Genomic DNA, 19,934 nt, shown 5'->3' with positions numbered 1-19,934 from the left:
GAGGGTGAACGGCGGTGAACGCGGTCGGGGCCGCCGGGCGGGGACGTGCGCGCCCGGCCGCACGACCTGCCAGGATTCCGGTGTGACGGCCGGCTATTCGGGCACCCCACTGCCGCGCAAACTGGGGATCCGGCCGGACTCGCGTGTCCTGGTTCTGGGCGCGCCCGACGGATTCGATCCCGGTGCGCCGTTCCACCGGCGGCCCGGTCGTGAGCCGTACGACGTCGTGCTGCTGTTCTGTCCCGATCGGGCGACGTTGGCCCGCCGGTTCGCCGCCGCCGCCGCTCGGCACACCACGGCCGGGGCGATCTGGGTGTGCTGGCCCAAGCGGTCGTCGGGGATCGTGACCGACCTTGGTGACGCCGTCGTCCGGGAGTTCGGCCTGACCCACGGCCGGGTCGACGTCAAGGTGTGCGCGATCGACCAGACCTGGTCCGGGCTGAAGTTCGTCATCCGGCTCGCCGATCGGTGACTCGCCCGGCTGGAAACGCCGGGTGCTGCTGCCCACGTCGCCGGCCCGCGTGACCCCGGTCCGGCCCGCGTGACTCCGCTCCGGCCCGCGTGACTCCGCTCCGGCCCGCGTGACCCGTGCGGGCCGCGTGACTCCGCTCCGGCCCGCGTGACCCCGCTCCGGCCCGCGTGACCCCGCGCGGGCCCGCGTCGCCGGCCCGCGTGACCCCGGTCCGGCCCCGCGGATGCGCCGAGACGGCGCTCCGGCCGGCCGGGGGCGCCGAGTTGCCACTTTCGCCCACGCCGCGCCCGGATCCAGGGCCCAAGGTGGCAAGTCGGCCGTCACCCGCTCGACGGCCGGACGAGCCGGGGCCATGTGGACCACCACGGCCGGGACGGTGCCTGTCTCGGGCGGCGACGGAGTCGAGTTGCCACCTTCGGCCCAACCTGGCGCTCGACGACGGCCTAAAGTGGCAACTCGACCGTCGCGGGTGGCTGGGAATGTGGATAAGTCGGGGGCCGGTCGCGTCGATTCGGTCATCGTGAGGGGCGTGACGTCTCGCTATCCCATCCCGGCCGAACTCCGCGACGGGATCTTCACCCCCCATTGGCTGGGCTACTCCTCGAAACGAATGCGGGGGGCCGACCTCGTCGTGCCATTCCGCGGGGTGCGCGCGGTCGCGCGCGGGCCCGCCGATCCGGCGGCGGTTCCGGAGGAAGCGCTGCGGATCCGGTGTCGGGCGGCCCTGCTGACCGTCTGCCAGGGCGCCGTGGTCTCTTCGGTCACCGCGGCCCGGATCTGGCCGCTTCCCATGCCCCTGGCCGCGCCGGACGAGCCGTTGCACATCAGTGCATTCGCGCCGGATCACGCACCCCGCCGCGAGGGCGTCGTCGGGCACCAGATCCGGGACCAGGAGGTCGGCACCGAGTACCGGTCCGGGATCGCGGTCACCGATCCGGCCAGCCTGTTCTGCCACCTGGGCACGATGCTCTCGATTCCCGATCTGGTGGCCGTCGGTGACGGCTTGATCCTCAAGCCGCGCTTCGCTCCCGGCGACCGCCCGTATACGACCCTCGACGCTCTCGTCGAGCGGGTCCAGTGGTACCGCGGTCGAGGGAAGGCCCGGGCCGTGGAGGCGCTCGGGCTGGTGCGTCCCGGGGCGGAGTCCCGACCGGAGTCGTTGGTCAGACTCGCACTCGTCGCCGCCGGGTTGCCCGAACCGAGCCTGAACGTGGACATTCACGACGACGACGGCCGGTTCCTCGGCCGAGGCGATCTGGTCTACGACGAATGGCGCCTTGTCGTCGAGTACGACGGCGACCATCACCGCACCGACCCCGGTCAGTTCAGCCGGGACCTGGAACGCTTGGACGACCTGGCGGCGGCGGGGTGGCGGGTGATCCGGGTCGCCAAGAACTCGTTCTTCCACGACCGGGAGGACGTCGTCCGGCGCGTCCGGGCCGCTTTGGTTCGCGCGGGCTGGACGGGCTGACCGTCGCGTGCGCGTGCTGGGTGCGCGTGCGGGGGCGCGGGGTGGGGCCTGGGGATCGAGTTGCCACTCTCGGCCCATCGCGGCGGGGTGAACAGGGCCGAGAATGGCAAGTCGATCCTCGGAAGGGCGGCGACCGCCCCGGCGGACCACCCGGTCGACCCCCATCGGGCCGGTCCTGAGCATCCGACGCCGCTGGTAACATCCAGTGGTTACATCCGAACCCGCCGGGCGCATCCGTTGTCACGAGGTCGCCAGGCGGGTTCAGCCATGTTTCACCCTCCTGTCGCGGATCGTCCGCGGCCGACCTAGCCCATAGGAGGTGCACGTGAGCGTTTCGACTGCTCAACGTCACTACGAGCTCCTGCTCATCCTCGACCCCAACCTCGACGAGCGGACGGTCGCGCCGTCCATCGACACGTTCCTCAACGTGATCCGCCAGGGTGGCGGCTCCGTGGAGAACGTCGACATCTGGGGCAAGCGCCGCCTGGCGTTCGAGATCAAGAAGAACCCGGAAGGCATCTACGCGGTCATCAAGGTGACCTGCCAGTCCGCGGTGGTCTCCGAGCTGGACCGGCAGCTGAACCTGAACGAGTCGGTGCTGCGGACCAAGATCACCCGCCCGGACGCGAAGTAGGAGCAGCCATGGCCGGCGAGACCATCATGACCGTGATCGGCAACCTGACCGCCGATCCGGAGCTGCGCTTCACCGCGTCCGGTGCGGCCGTCGCGAACTTCACCGTCGCCTCCACGCCGCGGACCTTCGACCGGGCCACCGGTGAGTGGAAGGACGGCGAGGCACTGTTCCTGCGCTGCAACATCTGGCGCCAGCCCGCCGAGAACGTTGCCGAATCCCTCACCCGCGGCGCCCGCGTGATCGTCTCCGGACGGCTCAAGCAGCGGTCCTTCGAGACGAAGGAAGGCGAGAAGCGCACCGTCATCGAGCTGGAGGTCGACGAGATCGGCCCGTCGCTGCGGTACGCGACCGCCAAGATCAACCGGGCCCAGCGGTCCGACGGCGGCGGTGGCGGCGGCTACGGCAGCGGTGGCGGTGGCGGCGGTGGCTATGGCAATTCCGGCGGTTCCCGGCCGGCCGCCCCGCCCAGCGACGATCCCTGGGGCAGCGCCCCGCCGGCCGGTTCGTCCGGCGGCTACTCCGACGAGCCCCCCTTCTAGACCCGGCTCGTCACCAGACTTTCCTGACGCTCACGTACTCATTCGGAGACATAGATCATGGCCAAGCCCCCTGTTCGCAAGCCCAAGAAGAAGGTGTGCGCGTTCTGCAAGGAGAACGCGCAGCCGATCGACTACAAGGACACCACCCTGCTGCGTCGGTTCATCTCCGACCGCGGCAAGATCCGGGCCCGCCGGGTCACCGGCAACTGCACCCAGCACCAGCGCGACATCGCGACCGCGGTCAAGAATGCCCGCGAGGTCGCGCTGCTGCCGTACACCTCGACCGCTCGCTGATCAGGAAGGACGCGACATCATGAAGCTCATCCTGACCGCCGACGTGCCCGGTCTGGGCGCGCCCGGCGACTCCGTCGAGGTCCGTGACGGTTACGGCCGCAACTACCTGCTGCCCCAGGGCAAGGCCATCGTGGCCACCAAGGGCGCGCAGAAGCAGGTCGCCACCATCAAACGGGCCCAGGTGGCCCGGGAGATCCGCGGCGTCGAGCACGCCAACGAGGTCAAGCAGGCCCTCGAGGCGCTCGGCGACAAGTTGACCATCGTGGCCCGCACCACCGGTGACGGCGCCAAGCTGTTCGGTTCGATCACCAGCGTCGAGATCGCCGAGAAGGTGCGCGCCGTGGGTGGGCCGGCGCTGGACCGCCGCAGCATCGACACCGGCGGTCACATCAAGACGGTCGGCGCGCACAAGGTGGCGGTCAAGCTGCACCCGGGCGTCACCGCCCAGCTCACCGTCACGATCACCGCGGGCTGACCGAGCTGGCGGCGACCTCGGGGTCGCCGCCAGCGGCGGCAGATGCACAGGCCGCTACCTCGTCGCGAAGCCTGGTGGTCCACGGGTGATCGGGGCCCATGCATTTGCCGATCACCCGAAGGGCCTCTCGCCGGGTCCGGCAGGCTTCCTCGTCGTGTCCCAAGGACTGCAGCACGGAGGCCATCCGCCACCGGATCACGGCCAGATCGGGATGGTCAGGCTGAGAGGTCGTGCTACGGGCTGCGGCCGCCAGCTCCAAAGTTGCCAACGCCTCGGTCGCCCTGCCCTGCTCGGCGAGCAGATCACCGAGCAGGAGCAGGGTCCGCGAGTACTCGGATCCGACGGTGCTGTAGGTGGCGAGGATATTGCGGCTCTGCTCGGCGAGTCGCATCGCGTCCTCCAGCCGACTCTCGGCCTGGGCGGCAAGTGCCAGGTTTCGCAGAGTGACCGCGTAGTCGGCTCCATTAGTGCCCTGAAGGCGTCCCCTGATCTCCAACGCGAGGTTCAGCGATTCCCGTCCTGACCGAGAGTCGCCGTTCAAGGTCTGGCTGACGCCGAGGTTGTTCAGTATCCGGGCGCCCAACGCAGTGGATCGAGAATTGGCCACAACGGTATTCGCCAGTCCCTCCATGGCCCGGCGATAGTAGGAGATCGCTCTCTCGTACCGCCCAAGGCGTTCCTCGATCATCCCGAGGTTGTTGAGGGTGGTCGGTTCGGAGCCGTCCTTGCCGAGCGCAAGCTCGTACAGCGTGCGGGCCTGGGTATAGTCCCCCGACAGCCAGCAGGCGAAGCCGAGATTGTTCAGGTCGATACCGGACATATGCGCCAGCGCCTGAGCCTGGTCCAGGCCGTCACGGAGCGCCTGGGACGCCTTCAAGAGTTCGGACGCCCCCGAAGGATCGCCGTTCTCGGTCGCATACAGGGCGGCCTGGACCGATGCGAAGAGGGCATTGGGGTGCATCGGCCCCAGGGCCTGGCGGCTCAGCTCGGCCGCGCGACGCCAGTGCGCAGCGGCCGCCGGGACGTCGCCCAGTTCATCGCGGACCATCGCCGACAGCTGGTGAGCCCGTGCGGTGGAGTTGGGGTCGCCGCGATCGCCGAGGGCATCGCGGATCCGAGCCGATCGTTCGAACAGTTCCGCCGCCTTACGATTGTCTCCGCGAGCACGCGCCACTGCACCCAGGTTCTGGACCGTGACGCTGGTGGGATAGCTGTCCTCGCCGAGTTCTTGTTCCCGGATCGCCAACGCTTGTTCGAAACAATCCTCGGCCGGTTCAATCCTCCCGCTGGCCAGGTACAGCTGACCCAGGTTGTCAAGGGTCGCGGCCAAGTTTGGCCCGTCCTTCAGCGGATCCCAGAGGCGGCGTGCGCGTTCCAGATACGGCTCACCCAGCGTTCGGGTCGGACCGCCGAGGTACGCGAAGCCGAGATCGTTGAGATCCTTGGCCGTTTCAGGCGAATCGACTCCGAAGACGTTCTCCCTCATGCTCAGAGCCTGCTCGACGTAGCGGATAGCGGTCTCGCGGTCGCCACGCCGGCTGGCGTAGAGACCCAACGTGTTCGCCAAGCCGGCCGCGGGGAGATCACCACGGGGAATGGCCCGCTCAGCGACGACCCGTAGGTGCGGTTCGTACTCCGCGCGGCTCAGCGAGCTCAGCGTGAATGTCCTGGTGGACAGGAAGTCCCACAGCGTCGACTCGACATGGTCCCGTGCCTCATCGCTACCCAACCGGAATTCGACGAACGCGGCAACGAGTCGGTGTAGGCGGGGTGTGCCGTCAACGATCAGCTGTGCCAGGCCGAGATCGGCCAATCGGCTGAGCGCGTCCTCGAGATCCAGGTCGTCATCGGCGTCGGATGAGATGTCCAGCAATGCCTTCAATAGGCTCCGAGGGATGGGTTCGCCCGGGGCGAGGTAGGACCCGAGGACCAGGCACGTGGTTGCCAGGTCGTCAGCCGGCTCACTGGCAAGCCCGTCAACGCTGATCGCGAAGGTAGTCGCGATGCTCTGGATGTGATCCGTAGGAGAGATCCCGGCTGCAGTCAGCGACCGGTGGTCGATCAAGGGCGAGTCGGACAGCTGTCGGAGATAGACCGCAGGAGTCAGCACCCTGTGGTAACGGCTGAGGTAGCTGCCGGCGAGGTGCAGGGCTAGTGGGAGATTGCCGAGTTCATCGGCGATGGCGGACAGAGCTTCTTCGTCCTCGGCGGAGACAGGTTCCCGGTAGGCGGCCAGCAGTCGACAGCCGTCGGCGCGGTCCAGCACGTCGACGGGCCGAACGGTAACCCTCAGGGCGGGGCTCCATGCCGATCGCCGGCTCGTCACAATGATCCGGCACCCGCCGGACGGCGGGCGCCACCGCGCCAGAAGAGATTCGTCCTCGCAGTTGTCGAAGATCACCAGGCGGGGCAAAGGGCTCTGCCAGGCTGCCCTGACCAGGCTGACTTGATCCTCCATTGCCAACGTGGAGAAGTCCGGTCGGAGTGACATTCCGGCCGGCCCGCCGCACGCGGCGATCTCGCTGTCGACCTTGGCCGAATTGGCGAGACTCACCCAATACACGCCGCCGGCGTAAAAGCGGCCATAGAGGTGGGCGTACTCACTGGCGATCTGGCTCTTCCCGACACCAGCCAGCCCGTTGAGCACCACAGTCGGGGCCTGTACGGCCGATGTGCCGAGATGCGCCGACAGCCAATGAAGTTCATCATACCGGCCGGTGAACAAGGGGTTCGGGGCCAGCGGCATCCGGGAATGATTCGGCAGGGCGCCAGGCTCTGCCGGAGGGTCCACCGGCAAGTGTTCCAGCAGCCGGATGGCCTGGTCCACCGTGTCTGCGTCCGGTGGGGCCGGCATGGCGACCTGAAAGACGGAGAGGTTCGCGGTTGCGCCGTTGTCTGCCTGAGCGATGTAGTTGCCGATGGCAATCTGACCGCTCACCTGTCTGATCCCCCGCCTTGGTGGCGATCACGTGGCCTTTGGCGTGTTGACGTTCACCTCCGCGTGACCGTGTCGATCAGCCTGCGCTATGTACGAACCGAAAGCCATCTGCACCGACGAACCGGGGGCCGCGTCGCGTTGGATCCGATCGAGCAAATCTTTGGCCAAGTCGACGATCTCGGGGTCCCTGTCGGCTCCGCTGTTCGCGATCTCCTCGGTCAGGACACCACGTCGAGCGGCGGATTCCGGTCGGGATTCAACTGCGTCGACGGCTTGGACGACCTGGCTGTGGCCTCCGAAGCGCCTGGCCAACAAGCTCTTCAGTTGCCGGTAGCCGTCCACGATGACGGATTGCCCCACATCTCCTGCTCCTTTGGCCAAGCCGGCAGCCACGGCCGCAACGATCGCCAAAGAAATCGGGTCCATGACCACTCCCTGCAATCGACGACCACAGTTGCAAGCTGCGGAATGGGACGAAGACTCCAAACATGCTACGACCGGTGCGCGATTCGCACGAATGGTTTCCGCCCGGTTCCCGAAACCGGGGGCGAGGACGGCTGTTACCGGCGGCGTCGGTCCGGGTTCAGGGTGGTTCCCCGGTCGTCTCCGCTTCCAGGCCCTCGGCGACCTTGCTGGCGACCGCGGCCGGCACCACGACCACCGGGACCGGCGAGTACCGGATGATCTTGGTGGCCCGGGATCCGACGAACACCCGGGCCAGGCTGCCCAGCGGGGACGATCCGACGACCAGGATCTCGCCGTGTTGCCATTCCAGTTCGTCCATCGAGTCAGCCCAGTCGGACCCCGTGACGATGGTGGCGGTGGCCGAGTCGGGCAGCAGGCCGAGTTCGGACAGCCGCTTGAGCGCCGTCTGCTGACGTTCGCCGACCTGGGTCTTCCACTCGTTGAGCACCATGTCCTCCGCGTGCAGGCCCACCTCCGGCGGGTACATCGTGCGGCCCCGCACGCCGAAGGTGACCACCCGCAACGTCCCGCCGACCCGCCGGCTCATCTCGGCGACCGCCACCAGCAGGTCTCCCGACTCCTCCGCACCCGAGTAGGAGCAGGTCAGCCTGCTGATTGCGGTGCAGTGCGCACGGTAGCCGCGAGGCGCGATCGCCACCGGCACCTCCGAGGAATGCAGCAACGGCTCGGAAGTGGATCCGAGGACCACCTGGCCGGGCCGGCCATCCCGGGACGAGCCGAGAACCAGCATGCTGCCGTCGGCCTCCGCGCAGGCCCGGGCAAGGGCAGCGGGCACGGACCGGCCGGCCACCTGACGAAAGGACACCTCGAGATCGGGAGCCTTACCGGCGAGGAATTCGCGGGCCTGCTGCAGCGCCGCGTCGCCCTGCCCGGTCGCCCAGGCCTGGAACTCGGCGTCCACCTTGGCCATCGACGGGGTCGTCCAGTGCTGGGGGGTGACGGCGGTGACGACCAGGGGCTCCGCGCGCCCGGAGCGGGCCAGCAGGACAGCCAACTCCAGGGTCGCTCGCCCACCCTTCTCCGGGCTGAATCCGACGACGATGGTCACTGGTCGCCGCCCGGCGCCGGGTTGTCCGGGTCGACCACCCGGGCGCCGGAATTCAGCTCCGAGTGCCGGCGGCCCCAGAGGAAGTAGAAGGTCAGGACGACCAGCAGCCATACCAGGAACCAGGCGTAAGTGATCCAGGACAGGCCCGACAGCACGTAGAGGCACGCGATGACCGACAGGATCGGGGTCACCGGGTAGCCCGGCACCTTGAACCCGCGCGGGATGTCGGGCATGGTCCGGCGCAGGATGATCACGCCGATCGACACCACGATGAACGCCACCAGAGTGCCGATCGAGACCAGGTCGGCCAGCTTGTCCAGGGGGATGAACGCGGCCAGGATCGACACGACGATCGCGACCACGATGGTGTTGAACACCGGGGTCTGGCTACGCGGATTGACCTGGGCGAATCGCCGGGGCAGCATGCCGTCGCGACCCATCGCGAACAGGATGCGGGTCTGCCCGTACATCGTGACCAAGGTGACGGAGAAGATCGAAATCACCGCGCCGGCCGCGACGACGGTGCCCGGCCAACTGCTCCCCACGATGTTCTCCAGGATCTGCGCGAGACCCGCTTCCTGCCCCTCGAATTCCTGCCAGGGTTGCGCAGCCACCGCCGTCAACGCGACCAGGACGTAGATGATGACGACGGTCAGCAGCGCGAAGATGATCGCTCGGGGCATCGTCCGTTGCGGGTCCTTGACCTCCTCCCCGGCGGTCGATACCGCGTCCAGGCCGATGAACGAGAAGAAGATGGTCCCGGCCGCCGCGCCGATGCCGGACACGCCGAACGGGGCGAAGTCGCTCAGGTTGCCCGAGTCGAAGGCGGTGAAGCCGATGACGATGAACATGCCCAGGACGGACAACTTGATGACGACCATGACGGTGTTCACCGCGGCCGACTCGCTGGCGCCCCGGATGAGCAGCAGCGCGCAGAGCACGATCAGGATGACGGCGGGCAGGTTGAGCACGCCCGGGTCGTCGTCCCACGGAGCGTGGGACAGCGCGGACGGCAGCTGGAAGCCGAACAGGTTGTCGAACAGCTTGTTCAGGTACTGGCTCCAGCCGACCGCGACGGCCGCGGTGGAGACGCCGTACTCGAGCAGCAGGCAGGCGGCGACACCCATCGCCACCACCTCGCCCAGCGCGGCGTAGGCATAGGAGTAGGTGGACCCGGAGACGGGGATCGCCGACGCCAGTTCGGCGTAGCAGATGGCGGCGAGCCCGGCGGCGACCCCCGCGATCAGGAACGAGACGACGACCGAAGGGCCCGACTTCGGGACCGCCTCGGACAGCACGAAGAAGATGCCGGTGCCGACGGTCGCGCCGACCCCGAACATGGTCAGCTGGAAGGTGCCGATCGTCCGCTTGAGCTCGGCGCCGTGCTCGACACCGGCGCGCATGTGGTTGACCGGTTTCCGACGGAACAGTTGGGTGCCCAACCCGGTCGAACCGGATGCGGATGCGCTCACGTGGGTGACCCCCTCACCGATGGCCCGCCTATTCCGCGCCGGCGGCGCGGTGACACGGGGTTACCGGGAAACCAAGCACGAGCTTGCTGAATCGGTCAAGCGTCCCGTCCGTTTCGAAACAGACGTGAACCATGATCGTGACGGACACCCGCCGAGTTCGCACGATGGAACAGAGGAACGGTTACCGAAAGTGATCGATTTGGCCAGGACCGGCCGGAGTGTCAGAGGCGGCCTCACCCGCGCGTTCCACCGGCGGGCGGCCCGATGTTCGACCGCGGGCCGGCGCATCGTAGGTCACAGTCCGGTGACGGGAGCGTGTCCATCGGGGCACGGCCGATCGACGCGTCCGCCGACGCAACACGCCGGGGGCGCCACGCCGGTACGGCCGATTGATCGGCTATCCACAGCGTCAACATCCTGCCTTAGACCCTTGAGCTGCATCGATGGCTGTCGGCGCGGGAACTTTCCCCAGGATGTCCACACGGAGTGGATGCACCCATGGGCGCGCCGCGCCCAGTTGTCCCCAGGGTGTCCCCAGGTTGTGCACAACCCGGTTTGGTGGACGGGCGAGCCGGGCCCTAGCGTGCTGTCTGCCGGACGGGGCCAGGACGTGATCGCCGGGCCGGTGAAGCGCTAGACCTCACGCTACGTGGTCACCGTCGACCCGGGCGCCGCGGTCGTCGGTGCACGGAGGTCCACTGTCGTACCTCGAGACTAGACAGAACACATGTCCACGGATCGGGTTGGTTCGGCCGCGCAACGGTCGGCTGCGGAACGAGCCGGGCGGCAGGCGGCCCGGGCTGGAGGAGATGCGCGAATGGCGGTCGTGGATCAGCGGTGGTCGGACGGTCCGGCGCGGACCGCGCCACCCGCCGCCTTCGACCGGCAGCCGCCCCAGGACCAGGCGGCCGAACAGTCCGTCCTCGGTGGCATGCTCATGTCCAAGGACGCGGTGGCCGATGTCCTCGAGGCGCTGACCTCGGCCGACTTCTACAAGCCTGCGCATGCGCTGATCTTTGACGCCATCCTGGACCTGTACTCGCGCGGGGAACCGGCCGACACCGTCACGGTGTCGGCCGAGCTGGAACGGGCCGGGACGCTGGGCCGGGTCGGCGGCGCGGTCTACCTGCACACGCTGATGGCCTCCGTACCGACCGCGGCCAACGCCGGCTTCTACGCCCGGATCGTCGCCGAGAAGGCCATCCTGCGCCGGCTGGTCGAGGCCGGCACCCGGATCGTCCAGCTGGGTTACGGCGGCAACGACGGCGACATGGGCGGCGGCGAGGTCGACGAGATCGTCGACCGGGCGCAGGCCGAGATCTACGACGTCACCGAACGGCGCACCTCCGAGGACTACGTCGTCCTGGAAGAGTTGTTGCAGCCGACCATGGACGAGATCGACGCGATCGCCGCGCAGGGCGGCCGGTCCGCCGGGGTCCCGACCGGCTTCGCCGATCTGGACAACCTGACCAACGGGTTCCACCCGGGCCAGATGATCATCGTGGCGGCGCGTCCCGGCATCGGCAAGGCACTTGCCCTGGACACCCCGCTGGTCACCCCGGACGGGTGGACCACCATGGGCCGGGTTTCCGTGGGTGACCGGCTGATGGGCGCCGACGGGTGCCCGACCACCGTCGTCGCGGCCACCGAGGTGATGGTCGGCCGCCCATGTTTCGAGGTCGAGTTCTCGGACGGGGAGGTGATCGTCGCCGACGCCGAACATCAGTGGCCGACCTGGGACGCCGCCGACCGCCGCCGGCTCGACCGGCAGCGGGGCGCTCGATTCGGCTGGCCGCTCGGCGCCCGCGCGGTGGGCCCGGACGGATCGCGGACGCGGACCACCGCGGACCTGGCGTGCGGGATCTACGACGGCCCCCGGCTCAACCATTGCGTGCCGACCTGCGGCCCGCTGGCGACGCCCGAGCGGACACTGCCGCTCGACCCCTGGGTGCTCGGGTACCTGCTCGGTGCCGACGGTGCCGACGGTGCCGACGCACCCGGCACGGTCGGCTGTGAGCCGGTCGATCGCGAGTGGGTGATGAAGGAGTTCGACCGGCTGGGTCACCACGTGCGGCCGGGCCGTCGGGCCGACCGCTTCGAGGTGGTCGGGCTGGAGGACACCTGGCTGGAGCTCGACCTGCACCGGCGGGCCCAGGTGCCAACGGCCTACCTGCGGGCCGCCGCCGAGCAGCGGGCCGCGTTGGTCCAGGGGTTGATGGACCGCGCGGGCGATGTCGATCTGCACGGCCGCTACCGCTGGAGCACCACGAACATCGAACTCGCCTGCGGGGTACGCGAGTTGTTGTCGGCGCAAGGGTGCGCCACGACGATGCATCGGAGGTACCTGAGCCATGAAGGTCGTCCACGCCCGCCCGTGTGGGAGATCGTCGTCCGGTCACGGTCCGGGCTCACCCGGCTGCCCCGCAAGGTCTGCTCGGTCGACACCGAGTGGCACCGTGACCACGAGAGCCATTTCGTCGTCGACGTGCGGCCCGTGCCGAGCGTGCCGGTCCGCTGCGTGCAGGTGGACAACGCCGACCACCTCTACCTAGCCGGCCGGGCCATGGTGCCCACCCACAACTCGACGCTGGCGCTGGACATTGCCCGGCACGCCTCGGTCAAGCATCACCTGACCTCAGCCATCTTCTCGCTGGAGATGAGCAAGAACGAGATCACCATGCGGCTGCTGTCGGCCGAGGCCGGCATCCGCCTGTCGCACATGCGGGCGGGCACGATGAGCGAGCAGGACTGGCAGAAGATCGTCCGCCGGATGTCGGAGATCTCCGATGCGCCCCTGTACATCGACGATTCGCCGAACATGACGATGATGGAGATCCGGGCCAAGGCGCGGCGGCTCAAGCAGCGGCACGATCTCAAGCTGGTCGTGCTGGACTACCTCCAGCTGATGACGTCGGGCAAGCGGGTCGAGTCCCGGCAACAGGAGGTCAGCGAGTTCTCCCGGCAGATGAAGCTGCTGGCCAAGGAGCTGGAGGTGCCCGTCATCGCGATCAGCCAGCTCAACCGTGGTCCCGAGCAACGCACCGACAAGCGGCCGATGCTCTCCGACCTGCGCGAATCCGGATCGCTGGAGCAGGACGCAGACATGGTGATCATGGTTCACCGGCCCGACGCGTGGGAGGCCGACGACCCCCGCGCCGGGGAGGCGGACCTGATCATCGCCAAGCACCGCAACGGGCCGACCACCACGATCGCGGTGGCGCACCAGTTGCACTACTCGCGGTTCGCGGATCTGGCCGGCTGACCGGGTGGAACCGCGGATCAGCCTGATCACCCTCGGCGTGCGCGACGTCGCCCGGGCCCGCGCCTTCTACGAGACGCTCGGCTTCGTCGCGTCGCCGTCGAGCAATGAGAGCGTGACCTTCTTCGCGGCCGGCGGGGCGGTGCTGGGCCTGTTCGGCTGGGACGCGTTGGCGCAGGACGCCGGGGTGCCGGCGGCCGGTGACGGGTTCAGGGCGGTCACAATCGCCCACAACGTACGGGACAAGGCCGAAGTCGCGACCGTCCTGGCCGCGGCCGAGGCGGCCGGCGGACGCATCGTCACACCGGCCCACGACGTGTTCTGGGGCGGCCACAACGGCTACTTCGCCGACCCCGACGGTCACCTGTGGGAGGTGGCCTGGAACCCGTACTTCCCGCTGGCCGACGACGGGTCGCTGCAGCTGCCCTGATCGCCGCCGACCATTGCGCCGCGGCGATCTATTCGGTCGCAGTGATCGGGGACTCGGTCAGGGCCGCGTCCACGAGCAGGCCCACTCCGGCACCGAGCAACCACACGTCCTTGGCCGGGGCGACGCCCTCGGCGGTGGGGCGCAGGTACCGGTCGTGCCAGGCCGGGGTGCGGACGTACATCGCGGTCAACGCACCGCCGAAGCCGATCAGGGCGATCCCCGCCAGGCCGGCCGGCACCACCGGCGCCAGCAGCGCAGCGCCGACGGCGATCTCGCCGGCGGCGAGCACCTTGGCGAACACAGTGGGGGGCATCCGCTTCAGGACGGGCAGCGCATTGGCCGCCGTCGAGTGCAGCCAGGCGGCGGTGCCCTCGTCGGCGGACAGCTTGTTGACGCCCGAGTTCAGGATGTAGGCGCCGGTCGCCAGTCGGACCGGAGCGCGGCGAAGTTTGGCGGCCAGGGCCATGGGTCGAACCTCCAGATGATCGGGACAACGCGGACCGTGGTGGTTCCTTCGTACCCGCTTCCTCGCCGCGTGAATCGACCGGCCCACCCGTGAGGCGTCCGGCCGCGACCGGGCCACCGCGGTCAGCGGACGGCGTACCTGGTCAGCACCACCCCGGAGCGGAACGACCGGCAGCCGGTCAACCGCAGCCGACCCGGCCGGTACCCGTCGGGGAACAGCCGTCGTCCGCGTGCCTGCACCACCGGGTAGGTCCAGAGGTTGACCTCGTCGACCAGGCCGGCGCGGAACAGGGGGTGCCGTCGATGACGGTGGTGTTCTGCCACTGCGGGTCCGTCATGGTCGAGCTGACCACGTACTTGTGGATCCGGTTGAGCTCGTCGGTCACCCCGGTCCGGTCGTCGGTCTGCCGGGGCCAGTAGCCGCGGAAGTCCTCGAACGTCCGCCGGCCGAGCAGGATCGCGTCACATTCGGCGGACAGCTCCCGGCTCGCCTCCTGCTGATCGCTCGCGTCCGCGCCGCCCTGCGGGTCGAACCAGTCGTCCAGCATCTCCACCGCTCCGTCGAGGGTGATGTTCTGGGTCACGGCCAGGGTGCGCATCGGTCCTCCGTTGGTGTCTCGTCCGGCCCTCACCCTCCCCGGGGCGGCCGGTCGGACCATCGGTACCCAGCTCACCGCCCGGAAACGCCGGACCCGGGCAGACTGGGCCGATGAGCGCACACGAAGAGCCGGCGGGCATCACCGTGGTGGGCCGGGGGACTGCCGCCGCGGCCGTCGACCGGGTGACCGTCTCGCTGGCCGTGGAGGTGGTGCGGGCCGAACCGGGCGACGCCTGGGCGGTCGCTTCGGGCACGGCGACCCGGTTGCTGGCCGCGCTCGCCGACGACGGGGTGGACGCCCGTTCGGTCCGCACGTCCGATCTCACGCTCGGCCCTCGGGTCGAGTTTCAGGGCAACCGGCAGCAACTCATCGGCTATCAAGCGGGTCAGCGGCTGACCGTGATGCGGGACGGCCTGCACGGGATCGAGCGGCTGCTCACCGACGTCGCCGCGCTCGGCGGCGAGGGGGTGCGCATCGACGGGGTGTCGCTGACGCCCGGGCACCCGTTGGACGCTCTGACCCAGGCGCGGGACGCCGCGTTCGCCGACGCCGACGCGAAGGCGCGGCAGCTGGCCGCGCTCGCCGGGCGGACACTGGGCCGGGTGCGCTGGATCGACGAGCGGCCGTCCGGTGGCGGGCCGCGACCGATGATGATGGCGATGCGCGCCGCCGCCGCCGAGAGCATGCCGGTGGCGACCGGTGACGCCGAGGTGAGCGTCGAGATCACCGTCTGCCGGGAGTTCGCGGACTGACCGGCCCGCCGATCAGCCGCCGGACGGGGCCCGTGCCGCCAGACCCGCGATGGCCGCGGTGAAGCAGTCCATCGGTGGGGTGACCAGGCCCGCGCCGACCTGACCGGTCCCGGCGACCCGCCCGGCCATCCCGGTGTTGATCTGCGGCAGGATGCCGGTTCGCAGCACCCGGGTGACGTCGATGCCGGTCGGCGAGCCGCGGAACTCCAGGATCGGGATGGCGAAGGCCGAATTCTCGGTCTGGGTGATCTCGTACATCCGGCGGGTCACGGCGAGTGCGTCCGGCACCGTGCCGCCCACGAACCGGACGATGGCCGGCGCGGTCGCCATCGCCATGCCCCCGATGCCCATCGTCTCGGTGATCGCCGAGTCGCCGATGTCCGGGTTCGCGTCGTCGGCCCCGAACCCAGGCAGGAACAGTCCGTCCGGGTAGAGGGCGGGTCCGGTGAACCACTCGTTGCCCGTGCCCGACACCCGGATCCCGAAGTCGGTGCCGTTGCGGCACATCGCCGTCACGATCGTGCTGCCCGGTACGTCGGCCGCCGCATCGCCCATCAACTTGCCGGTCGGCATCACCAGGTTGAGGAAGAAGTGGTCGTTGGTCGAGATAAACCGGGCGACCTCGGCGACGTCGCCGGCCGGCCGGCCGGACGCGATGAGCGCGGGCAGCAACTCGCGCAGCAGCATGAGCGTCCCGGCCCGGTTGCGGTTGTGCCCCTCGTCGCCCATCTGCACCATCTGACCGACGATCGCGGTGATGTCCACCGGCCCCGTGGCGCGGACCGCCGTCGCCAGGGCGGGGCCGAGCACGTCGCTCATCCAGCGCAGCCGGTCGATCACCTCGGGTCCGTAGGCGCCGTACCGCAGCACCTTGCCCAGTCCCTCGTTCAGCGAACAGAACGCGCGGGCCCCGGTGTGCTCGTCGGCGAGCTCGACAAGCCACATCGACGGGGAGATGACGCCGGCCATCGGGCCGACCGCCTGCCGATCGTGACAGGGAGTGAATTCGATGCCGTCGCCGACCTGCAGCATCGCCTCGGCCTGCGCCGGGTCGGCGGCCAGGCCTTCATAGATCAGCGCGCCGATGAGGGCGCCGCGCAGCGGGCCGGACGCCCGGTCGAAGGTGATCGGCGGGCCGGCGTGGCAGAACTGTCCGGGCCGCAGCCCGAGCGCGGCGGACGCTGGCCGGACGTCGACCAGCCGGGCGCGGACGCCGAGCATCCGCCGGACGGCCTCCGCGTTCGCCGAGATCCTGCGGGGATCGGCCAGCACGGTGTGCAGCGCGCGCTCGACCGTCGGGCCGGCGGCCGGCGGCCGGTAGTCCACCTCCGTCACCCGGACCGACTGGTCGCGCAGCGCGTCGGCGAGCAGGCCGATTCCGGCGCAGATCATCGACCCCGGAGTGTCCAACAGGTCCCGGTTGCCCGGCCCGGCGGGCGAGTCGGGCTCCGCGTGCGAGCCGGGCGGTGCGGGCTCCGCGTGCGCGGCGGGCTCTGCGGGCGAGTCGGGCGCGGCGGGTCCGCCGGGCTGCGGATGTTCGGCCGGCGTGGGGCCGGTGGATGTTCCGCGGCCTGCGTCGGGGGCGGGCGGGGTGGGTGCAGGGCGCCCGGGCTGCGGATGCTCGGCCGGCGTGGAGCCGGTGGATGTTCCGCGGCGAACGTCGGGCCCGGTCCTTCCGGTCGTCGCGGGTTCGGTCCGCGGATGTTCGGCCGGCGTGGGGCCGGCGGATGTTCCGCGGCCCGGCTCGGTTCGGCCGGACTCCGCCGGGTCGCGCCGGCGGCCGTCCCCGCCGGCCAGGGCACCCGCCGCCCGCGCCGCCGCCGCGTTCGACAGGAATACCCGCGCGCCGGCCTCGGTGAGCAGGGCGGCCTGCCGCTCGCGGTCCTGCGGGTCACCGGCGGTGCCACAGAGCGCCACCAGCACCGCCACATCCCGGCCGTCCCGGGCGGCGGTGCGGATCGCGTCGCGAATCGCCGGGGCCAGCGCCGCCGCCGGGTCGGGATCGGCGCCGTGCCCGAGGACGACGTCCATCAGCAGCACCGACACGTCCGGGTCCGACGCCTGCTCGGCGAGCAGCGCCAGCCGCAGCGTCGGGTCGATCATCGGGTGTGGGCGGCCGACGGTGAACGCGTCGTCGCCGAGGTCGACGATCACATGCCCGAGCCCGGTCAGGTCGGGCCCGCCGGGCGTCGACGACCCCGCGCGGTTGAAATCGTCGACTCCTGTCCCGGGCGTCCCATCCGCGGTGAGTTGATCCGCGCTGGCGTCGTTGATCCGCGCGGGCAGGGCGAGGCCGGGGCGGAGCGGGATGTTGGAGCGGATGTCGCCGATGGAATCCGCCAGGACGAGCATCGCCTCGTCGGCGAGGGTGCCGCCGGAGTACAGCCCGCGCAGCGCCCGAGGGGACCCGTCCGCGCCGGGGCCCGCCGCGCCCGCGGCAGCGCCCGCCCCCGCGGCAGCGCCCACGGCCCCGCCCGCGCCCGCCCCCGCGTCAGCGCCCACGGCCCCGCCCCCGCCCGCCCCCGCGCCCGCGGCAGCGGCGGTGCCGGCCGGCCCCCACGTCGGCCAGGCCGGGACCCGGCCACCCACCGCGTCGATGAGCTGCTCGGCCCCGCGGGTGATGTCGGGCTCGCCCGGCCCGATGACCAGCAGCGTCACCTGGGTTGCCAGGGTGGCGGCGAGGGCGCGCAGCTCGGCGGCCACCTGCGGATCGGCCGGTTTGGAGATGACCGCGATGTGGTCGGTGCCGGGGTCCGCGTCCAGCGCGGCCAGCGCGGCCCGGGTGCCGCGGGCGGCCACCGCGGCGGACAGGTCTCGTCCGCCGACGCCCAGGACATGGGAGACCGCGATCCCGGCCTCGTCCAGCAGGCAGGTCAGCTGCTGCGCACCGGTGCCGGACGCCGCGACGATCCCGACCCGGGGTCCGCCGGACGCCCGCAGCACGTTGGCGAAGCCCAACCCGATGCCGCCGACGATCGCCGTCCCGCAGTCCGGGCCCATCGCCAGGACGCCGGCGTCCGCGGCGGCGCGCTTGATGGTGAGCTCGTCGGCCACCGGCACGTTGTCGGAGAAGATCATCACGTGCCGGCCGGCCTCGATCGCGTCGAGCGCCTCGCCCAGGGCCGCCGGCCCCGGCACGGACAGCAGGACGACCCCGGCTTCCGGCTGATCACGGGCCGCGGTCCGGACGGTGCGCGCCGGCGCGACCCCGGCCGCCCGGCCGGAGGGTGTGATCCGGGCCGTGACGGCCTGCTCGATCGCGGCCAGCCCGGCCTGCACGGCGTCATCGTCGGCGCCCCGGAGGGTGATCACCAGGTCATTCGGCCCGGCGCCGGCCGGGATCGAGAAGCCCAGCCCGGCGGCCAGTTCCAGATTCAAAGCGGTGGCCATGGCGACCTGGGCGGCGGCGATCCCGGACACCGCCGCCGCGGCCTGGGACACCCGGAGCAGCGTCACCGAGTCGTGGTACTCCCCGCGTCGGATCAGGACCAGTTCGGCCGGTGCCGGGTCGGCGGTCGTCATCGGGCCTCCGGAAGCTGTCGGGTGGCGCGCCGGTCGTCGCTGTCGAACTCGGGCGGCCGAGTTCGGACAGCGCCTCGATCATCCCCGATCCGAACGGCGTCGACCGTTCCCGGTCGGGTCGGGATGAGCGCCGGGCCGAGATGGGGAAAGATCGGGGGATGAAGCCGGCCCCCTTCGCGTGGCACGGCCCCGAGCAGGTCGGGGCCGCGGTGGCCCTGCTGGCCGAGCACGGCTCGGCAGCCAAGGTGCTGGCCGGCGGCCAGTCGCTGGTGCCGCTGCTGGCCATGCGCCTCACCCAACCGGCGCACCTGATCGACATCAACCGGATCGCCGAACTCGACACGGTGACGGTCGACGACGGGGTCCGGATCGGTGCGCTGGCCCGGCACCGCCGGGTGGAGCGCGATGATGCGGTCCACCGCACCCAGCCCCTGCTGCGGCAGGCGTTGCGGTTCGTGGCGCACCCGACGATCCGCAACCGGGGCACCTGTGTCGGTTCCCTTGCGCACGCCGACCCGGCCGGCGAGCTGACCGCGGTGCTGGCCGTCTGCGGCGGCAGCGTGACGCTTCGCTCGGCTACCGGAACCCGGACGGTGCCGGCCGCGGACTTCTTCCTCGGGCCGCTCAGCTGCGTGCTGGCCGCCGACGAACTCGCGGTGAGCGCCCGGTTCCCGGCCCTGCCGGGGAACGCCGGCACCGCGTTCGTCGAGATCGCCCGGCGGCACGGCGATTACGCGCTCTGCGGGGTCGCAGCGGTGGCCGAACTCGGTCCCGACGGGGAACTGACGCGGTTGCGGTGCGGCTACCTGTCCGTCGCCGATGTGCCGATGGTGCTGGATCTGACCGACGCGTGGCGCAGCGGCCCGCCGGACGCCGCCGCCCAGGCGCACGACGCGGTGGATCCCGTCACCGACCTGCACGCCACCGCCGACTACCGTCGACACCTGGCCCGCATCCTCACCGTCCGCGCGGCCGCCGAAGCGATCGCCCACGCCCGGCAGCGGGTGGCGGCGGGGTGAGCGAGCGCCGGCGAGTGAAGGACGGCCCCGGCGGCAACGTCGCCGGTGGGCGCGGGGAG

The 19,934-nt window shown here is 70.7% G+C and carries 16 protein-coding genes and 1 pseudogene; 10 read left to right on the top strand and 7 right to left on the bottom strand.

Annotation, left to right across the window (positions count from 1 at the left end; translation table 11 throughout):
* Positions 1–82: 82 nt before the first annotated feature.
* From ACILSK_RS19050 to rplI, 6 genes are all read left to right on the top strand, one after another.
* On the top strand, positions 83–472 hold the full coding sequence (locus ACILSK_RS19050) for a DUF3052 domain-containing protein (RefSeq protein ID WP_395728754.1): 390 nt from the start codon (positions 83–85) through the stop codon (positions 470–472).
* Between the two features lie 529 nt (positions 473–1,001).
* Positions 1,002–1,943 carry an endonuclease domain-containing protein gene (locus tag ACILSK_RS19045; RefSeq protein WP_395728753.1) on the top strand — a complete coding sequence of 314 codons (942 nt, stop codon included), beginning with the start codon at positions 1,002–1,004 and terminating at the stop codon, positions 1,941–1,943.
* Between the two features lie 325 nt (positions 1,944–2,268).
* The gene (gene rpsF / locus ACILSK_RS19040; protein ID WP_395728752.1) at positions 2,269–2,577 is read left to right on the top strand and encodes a 30S ribosomal protein S6; all 309 of its coding nucleotides are present in this window, start codon (positions 2,269–2,271) and stop codon (positions 2,575–2,577) included.
* A gap of 8 nt (positions 2,578–2,585) precedes the next feature.
* On the top strand, positions 2,586–3,116 hold the full coding sequence (locus ACILSK_RS19035) for a single-stranded DNA-binding protein (RefSeq protein WP_395728751.1): 531 nt from the start codon (positions 2,586–2,588) through the stop codon (positions 3,114–3,116).
* Between the two features lie 57 nt (positions 3,117–3,173).
* On the top strand, positions 3,174–3,410 hold the full coding sequence (gene rpsR / locus ACILSK_RS19030; protein ID WP_395728750.1) for a 30S ribosomal protein S18: 237 nt from the start codon (positions 3,174–3,176) through the stop codon (positions 3,408–3,410).
* 19 nt (positions 3,411–3,429) lie between these two features.
* Complete coding sequence (rplI, locus tag ACILSK_RS19025; RefSeq protein ID WP_395728749.1) at positions 3,430–3,885, top strand: 50S ribosomal protein L9; 456 nt, start codon at positions 3,430–3,432, stop codon at positions 3,883–3,885.
* Here the strand turns inward: rplI and ACILSK_RS19020 are convergent.
* From ACILSK_RS19020 to ACILSK_RS19005, 4 genes are all read right to left on the bottom strand, one after another.
* Positions 3,872–6,823, bottom strand: coding sequence for a tetratricopeptide repeat protein (locus ACILSK_RS19020; RefSeq protein WP_395728748.1), 2,952 nt, complete (start codon positions 6,821–6,823; stop codon positions 3,872–3,874). The genes rplI and ACILSK_RS19020 overlap by 14 nt on opposite strands.
* 27 nt (positions 6,824–6,850) lie before the next feature.
* Positions 6,851–7,249, bottom strand: a complete 399-nt coding sequence (locus tag ACILSK_RS19015) for a hypothetical protein (protein ID WP_395728747.1) — start codon at positions 7,247–7,249, stop codon at positions 6,851–6,853.
* Positions 7,250–7,406: 157 nt separating this feature from the next.
* Positions 7,407–8,357 (bottom strand): universal stress protein, encoded by a 951-nt coding sequence (locus ACILSK_RS19010; protein ID WP_395728746.1) that lies wholly within the window; start codon positions 8,355–8,357, stop codon positions 7,407–7,409.
* Positions 8,354–9,760, bottom strand: coding sequence for an amino acid permease (locus ACILSK_RS19005; RefSeq protein ID WP_395728777.1), 1,407 nt, complete (start codon positions 9,758–9,760; stop codon positions 8,354–8,356). Before ACILSK_RS19005 ends, ACILSK_RS19010 begins: the two co-directional genes overlap by 4 nt.
* Positions 9,761–10,646: 886 nt before the next feature.
* Here ACILSK_RS19005 and dnaB point away from each other — a divergent pair.
* Both dnaB and ACILSK_RS18995 read left to right on the top strand, forming a co-directional pair.
* Entirely contained in the window at positions 10,647–13,091 is a 2,445-nt protein-coding gene (gene dnaB / locus ACILSK_RS19000; protein ID WP_395728745.1) for a replicative DNA helicase, read from the top strand.
* Between the two features lie 4 nt (positions 13,092–13,095).
* Positions 13,096–13,518, top strand: coding sequence for a VOC family protein (locus ACILSK_RS18995; protein ID WP_395728744.1), 423 nt, complete (start codon positions 13,096–13,098; stop codon positions 13,516–13,518).
* 28 nt (positions 13,519–13,546) lie between these two features.
* Here ACILSK_RS18995 and ACILSK_RS18990 read toward each other — a convergent pair whose 3' ends face one another.
* Both ACILSK_RS18990 and ACILSK_RS18985 read right to left on the bottom strand, forming a co-directional pair.
* Positions 13,547–13,984 (bottom strand): hypothetical protein, encoded by a 438-nt coding sequence (locus ACILSK_RS18990; RefSeq protein WP_395728743.1) that lies wholly within the window; start codon positions 13,982–13,984, stop codon positions 13,547–13,549.
* A gap of 122 nt (positions 13,985–14,106) precedes the next feature.
* Positions 14,107–14,582 (bottom strand): annotated as a pseudogene (locus ACILSK_RS18985) (dihydrofolate reductase family protein).
* 110 nt (positions 14,583–14,692) lie between these two features.
* Between ACILSK_RS18985 and ACILSK_RS18980 the strand changes: the two are divergent.
* The gene (locus tag ACILSK_RS18980) at positions 14,693–15,334 is read left to right on the top strand and encodes an SIMPL domain-containing protein (RefSeq protein ID WP_395728742.1); all 642 of its coding nucleotides are present in this window, start codon (positions 14,693–14,695) and stop codon (positions 15,332–15,334) included.
* A 12-nt stretch (positions 15,335–15,346) separates the two neighbouring features.
* On the opposite strand, the gene ACILSK_RS18975 is transcribed toward ACILSK_RS18980, so the two are convergent.
* The gene (locus ACILSK_RS18975) at positions 15,347–18,856 is read right to left on the bottom strand and encodes a DUF1116 domain-containing protein (RefSeq protein ID WP_395728741.1); all 3,510 of its coding nucleotides are present in this window, start codon (positions 18,854–18,856) and stop codon (positions 15,347–15,349) included.
* Between the two features lie 158 nt (positions 18,857–19,014).
* Between ACILSK_RS18975 and ACILSK_RS18970 the strand changes: the two genes are divergently transcribed.
* Positions 19,015–19,875 (top strand): FAD binding domain-containing protein, encoded by an 861-nt coding sequence (locus tag ACILSK_RS18970; RefSeq protein ID WP_395728740.1) that lies wholly within the window; start codon positions 19,015–19,017, stop codon positions 19,873–19,875.
* Positions 19,876–19,934: the final 59 nt, after the last annotated feature.

This window comes from Nakamurella sp., assembly GCF_044224575.1.
GTDB lineage: Bacteria > Actinomycetota > Actinomycetes > Mycobacteriales > Nakamurellaceae > Nakamurella.
Note: the sequence above shows the minus strand (reverse complement) of the source record. Positions and strands in the feature narration are given on the sequence as shown.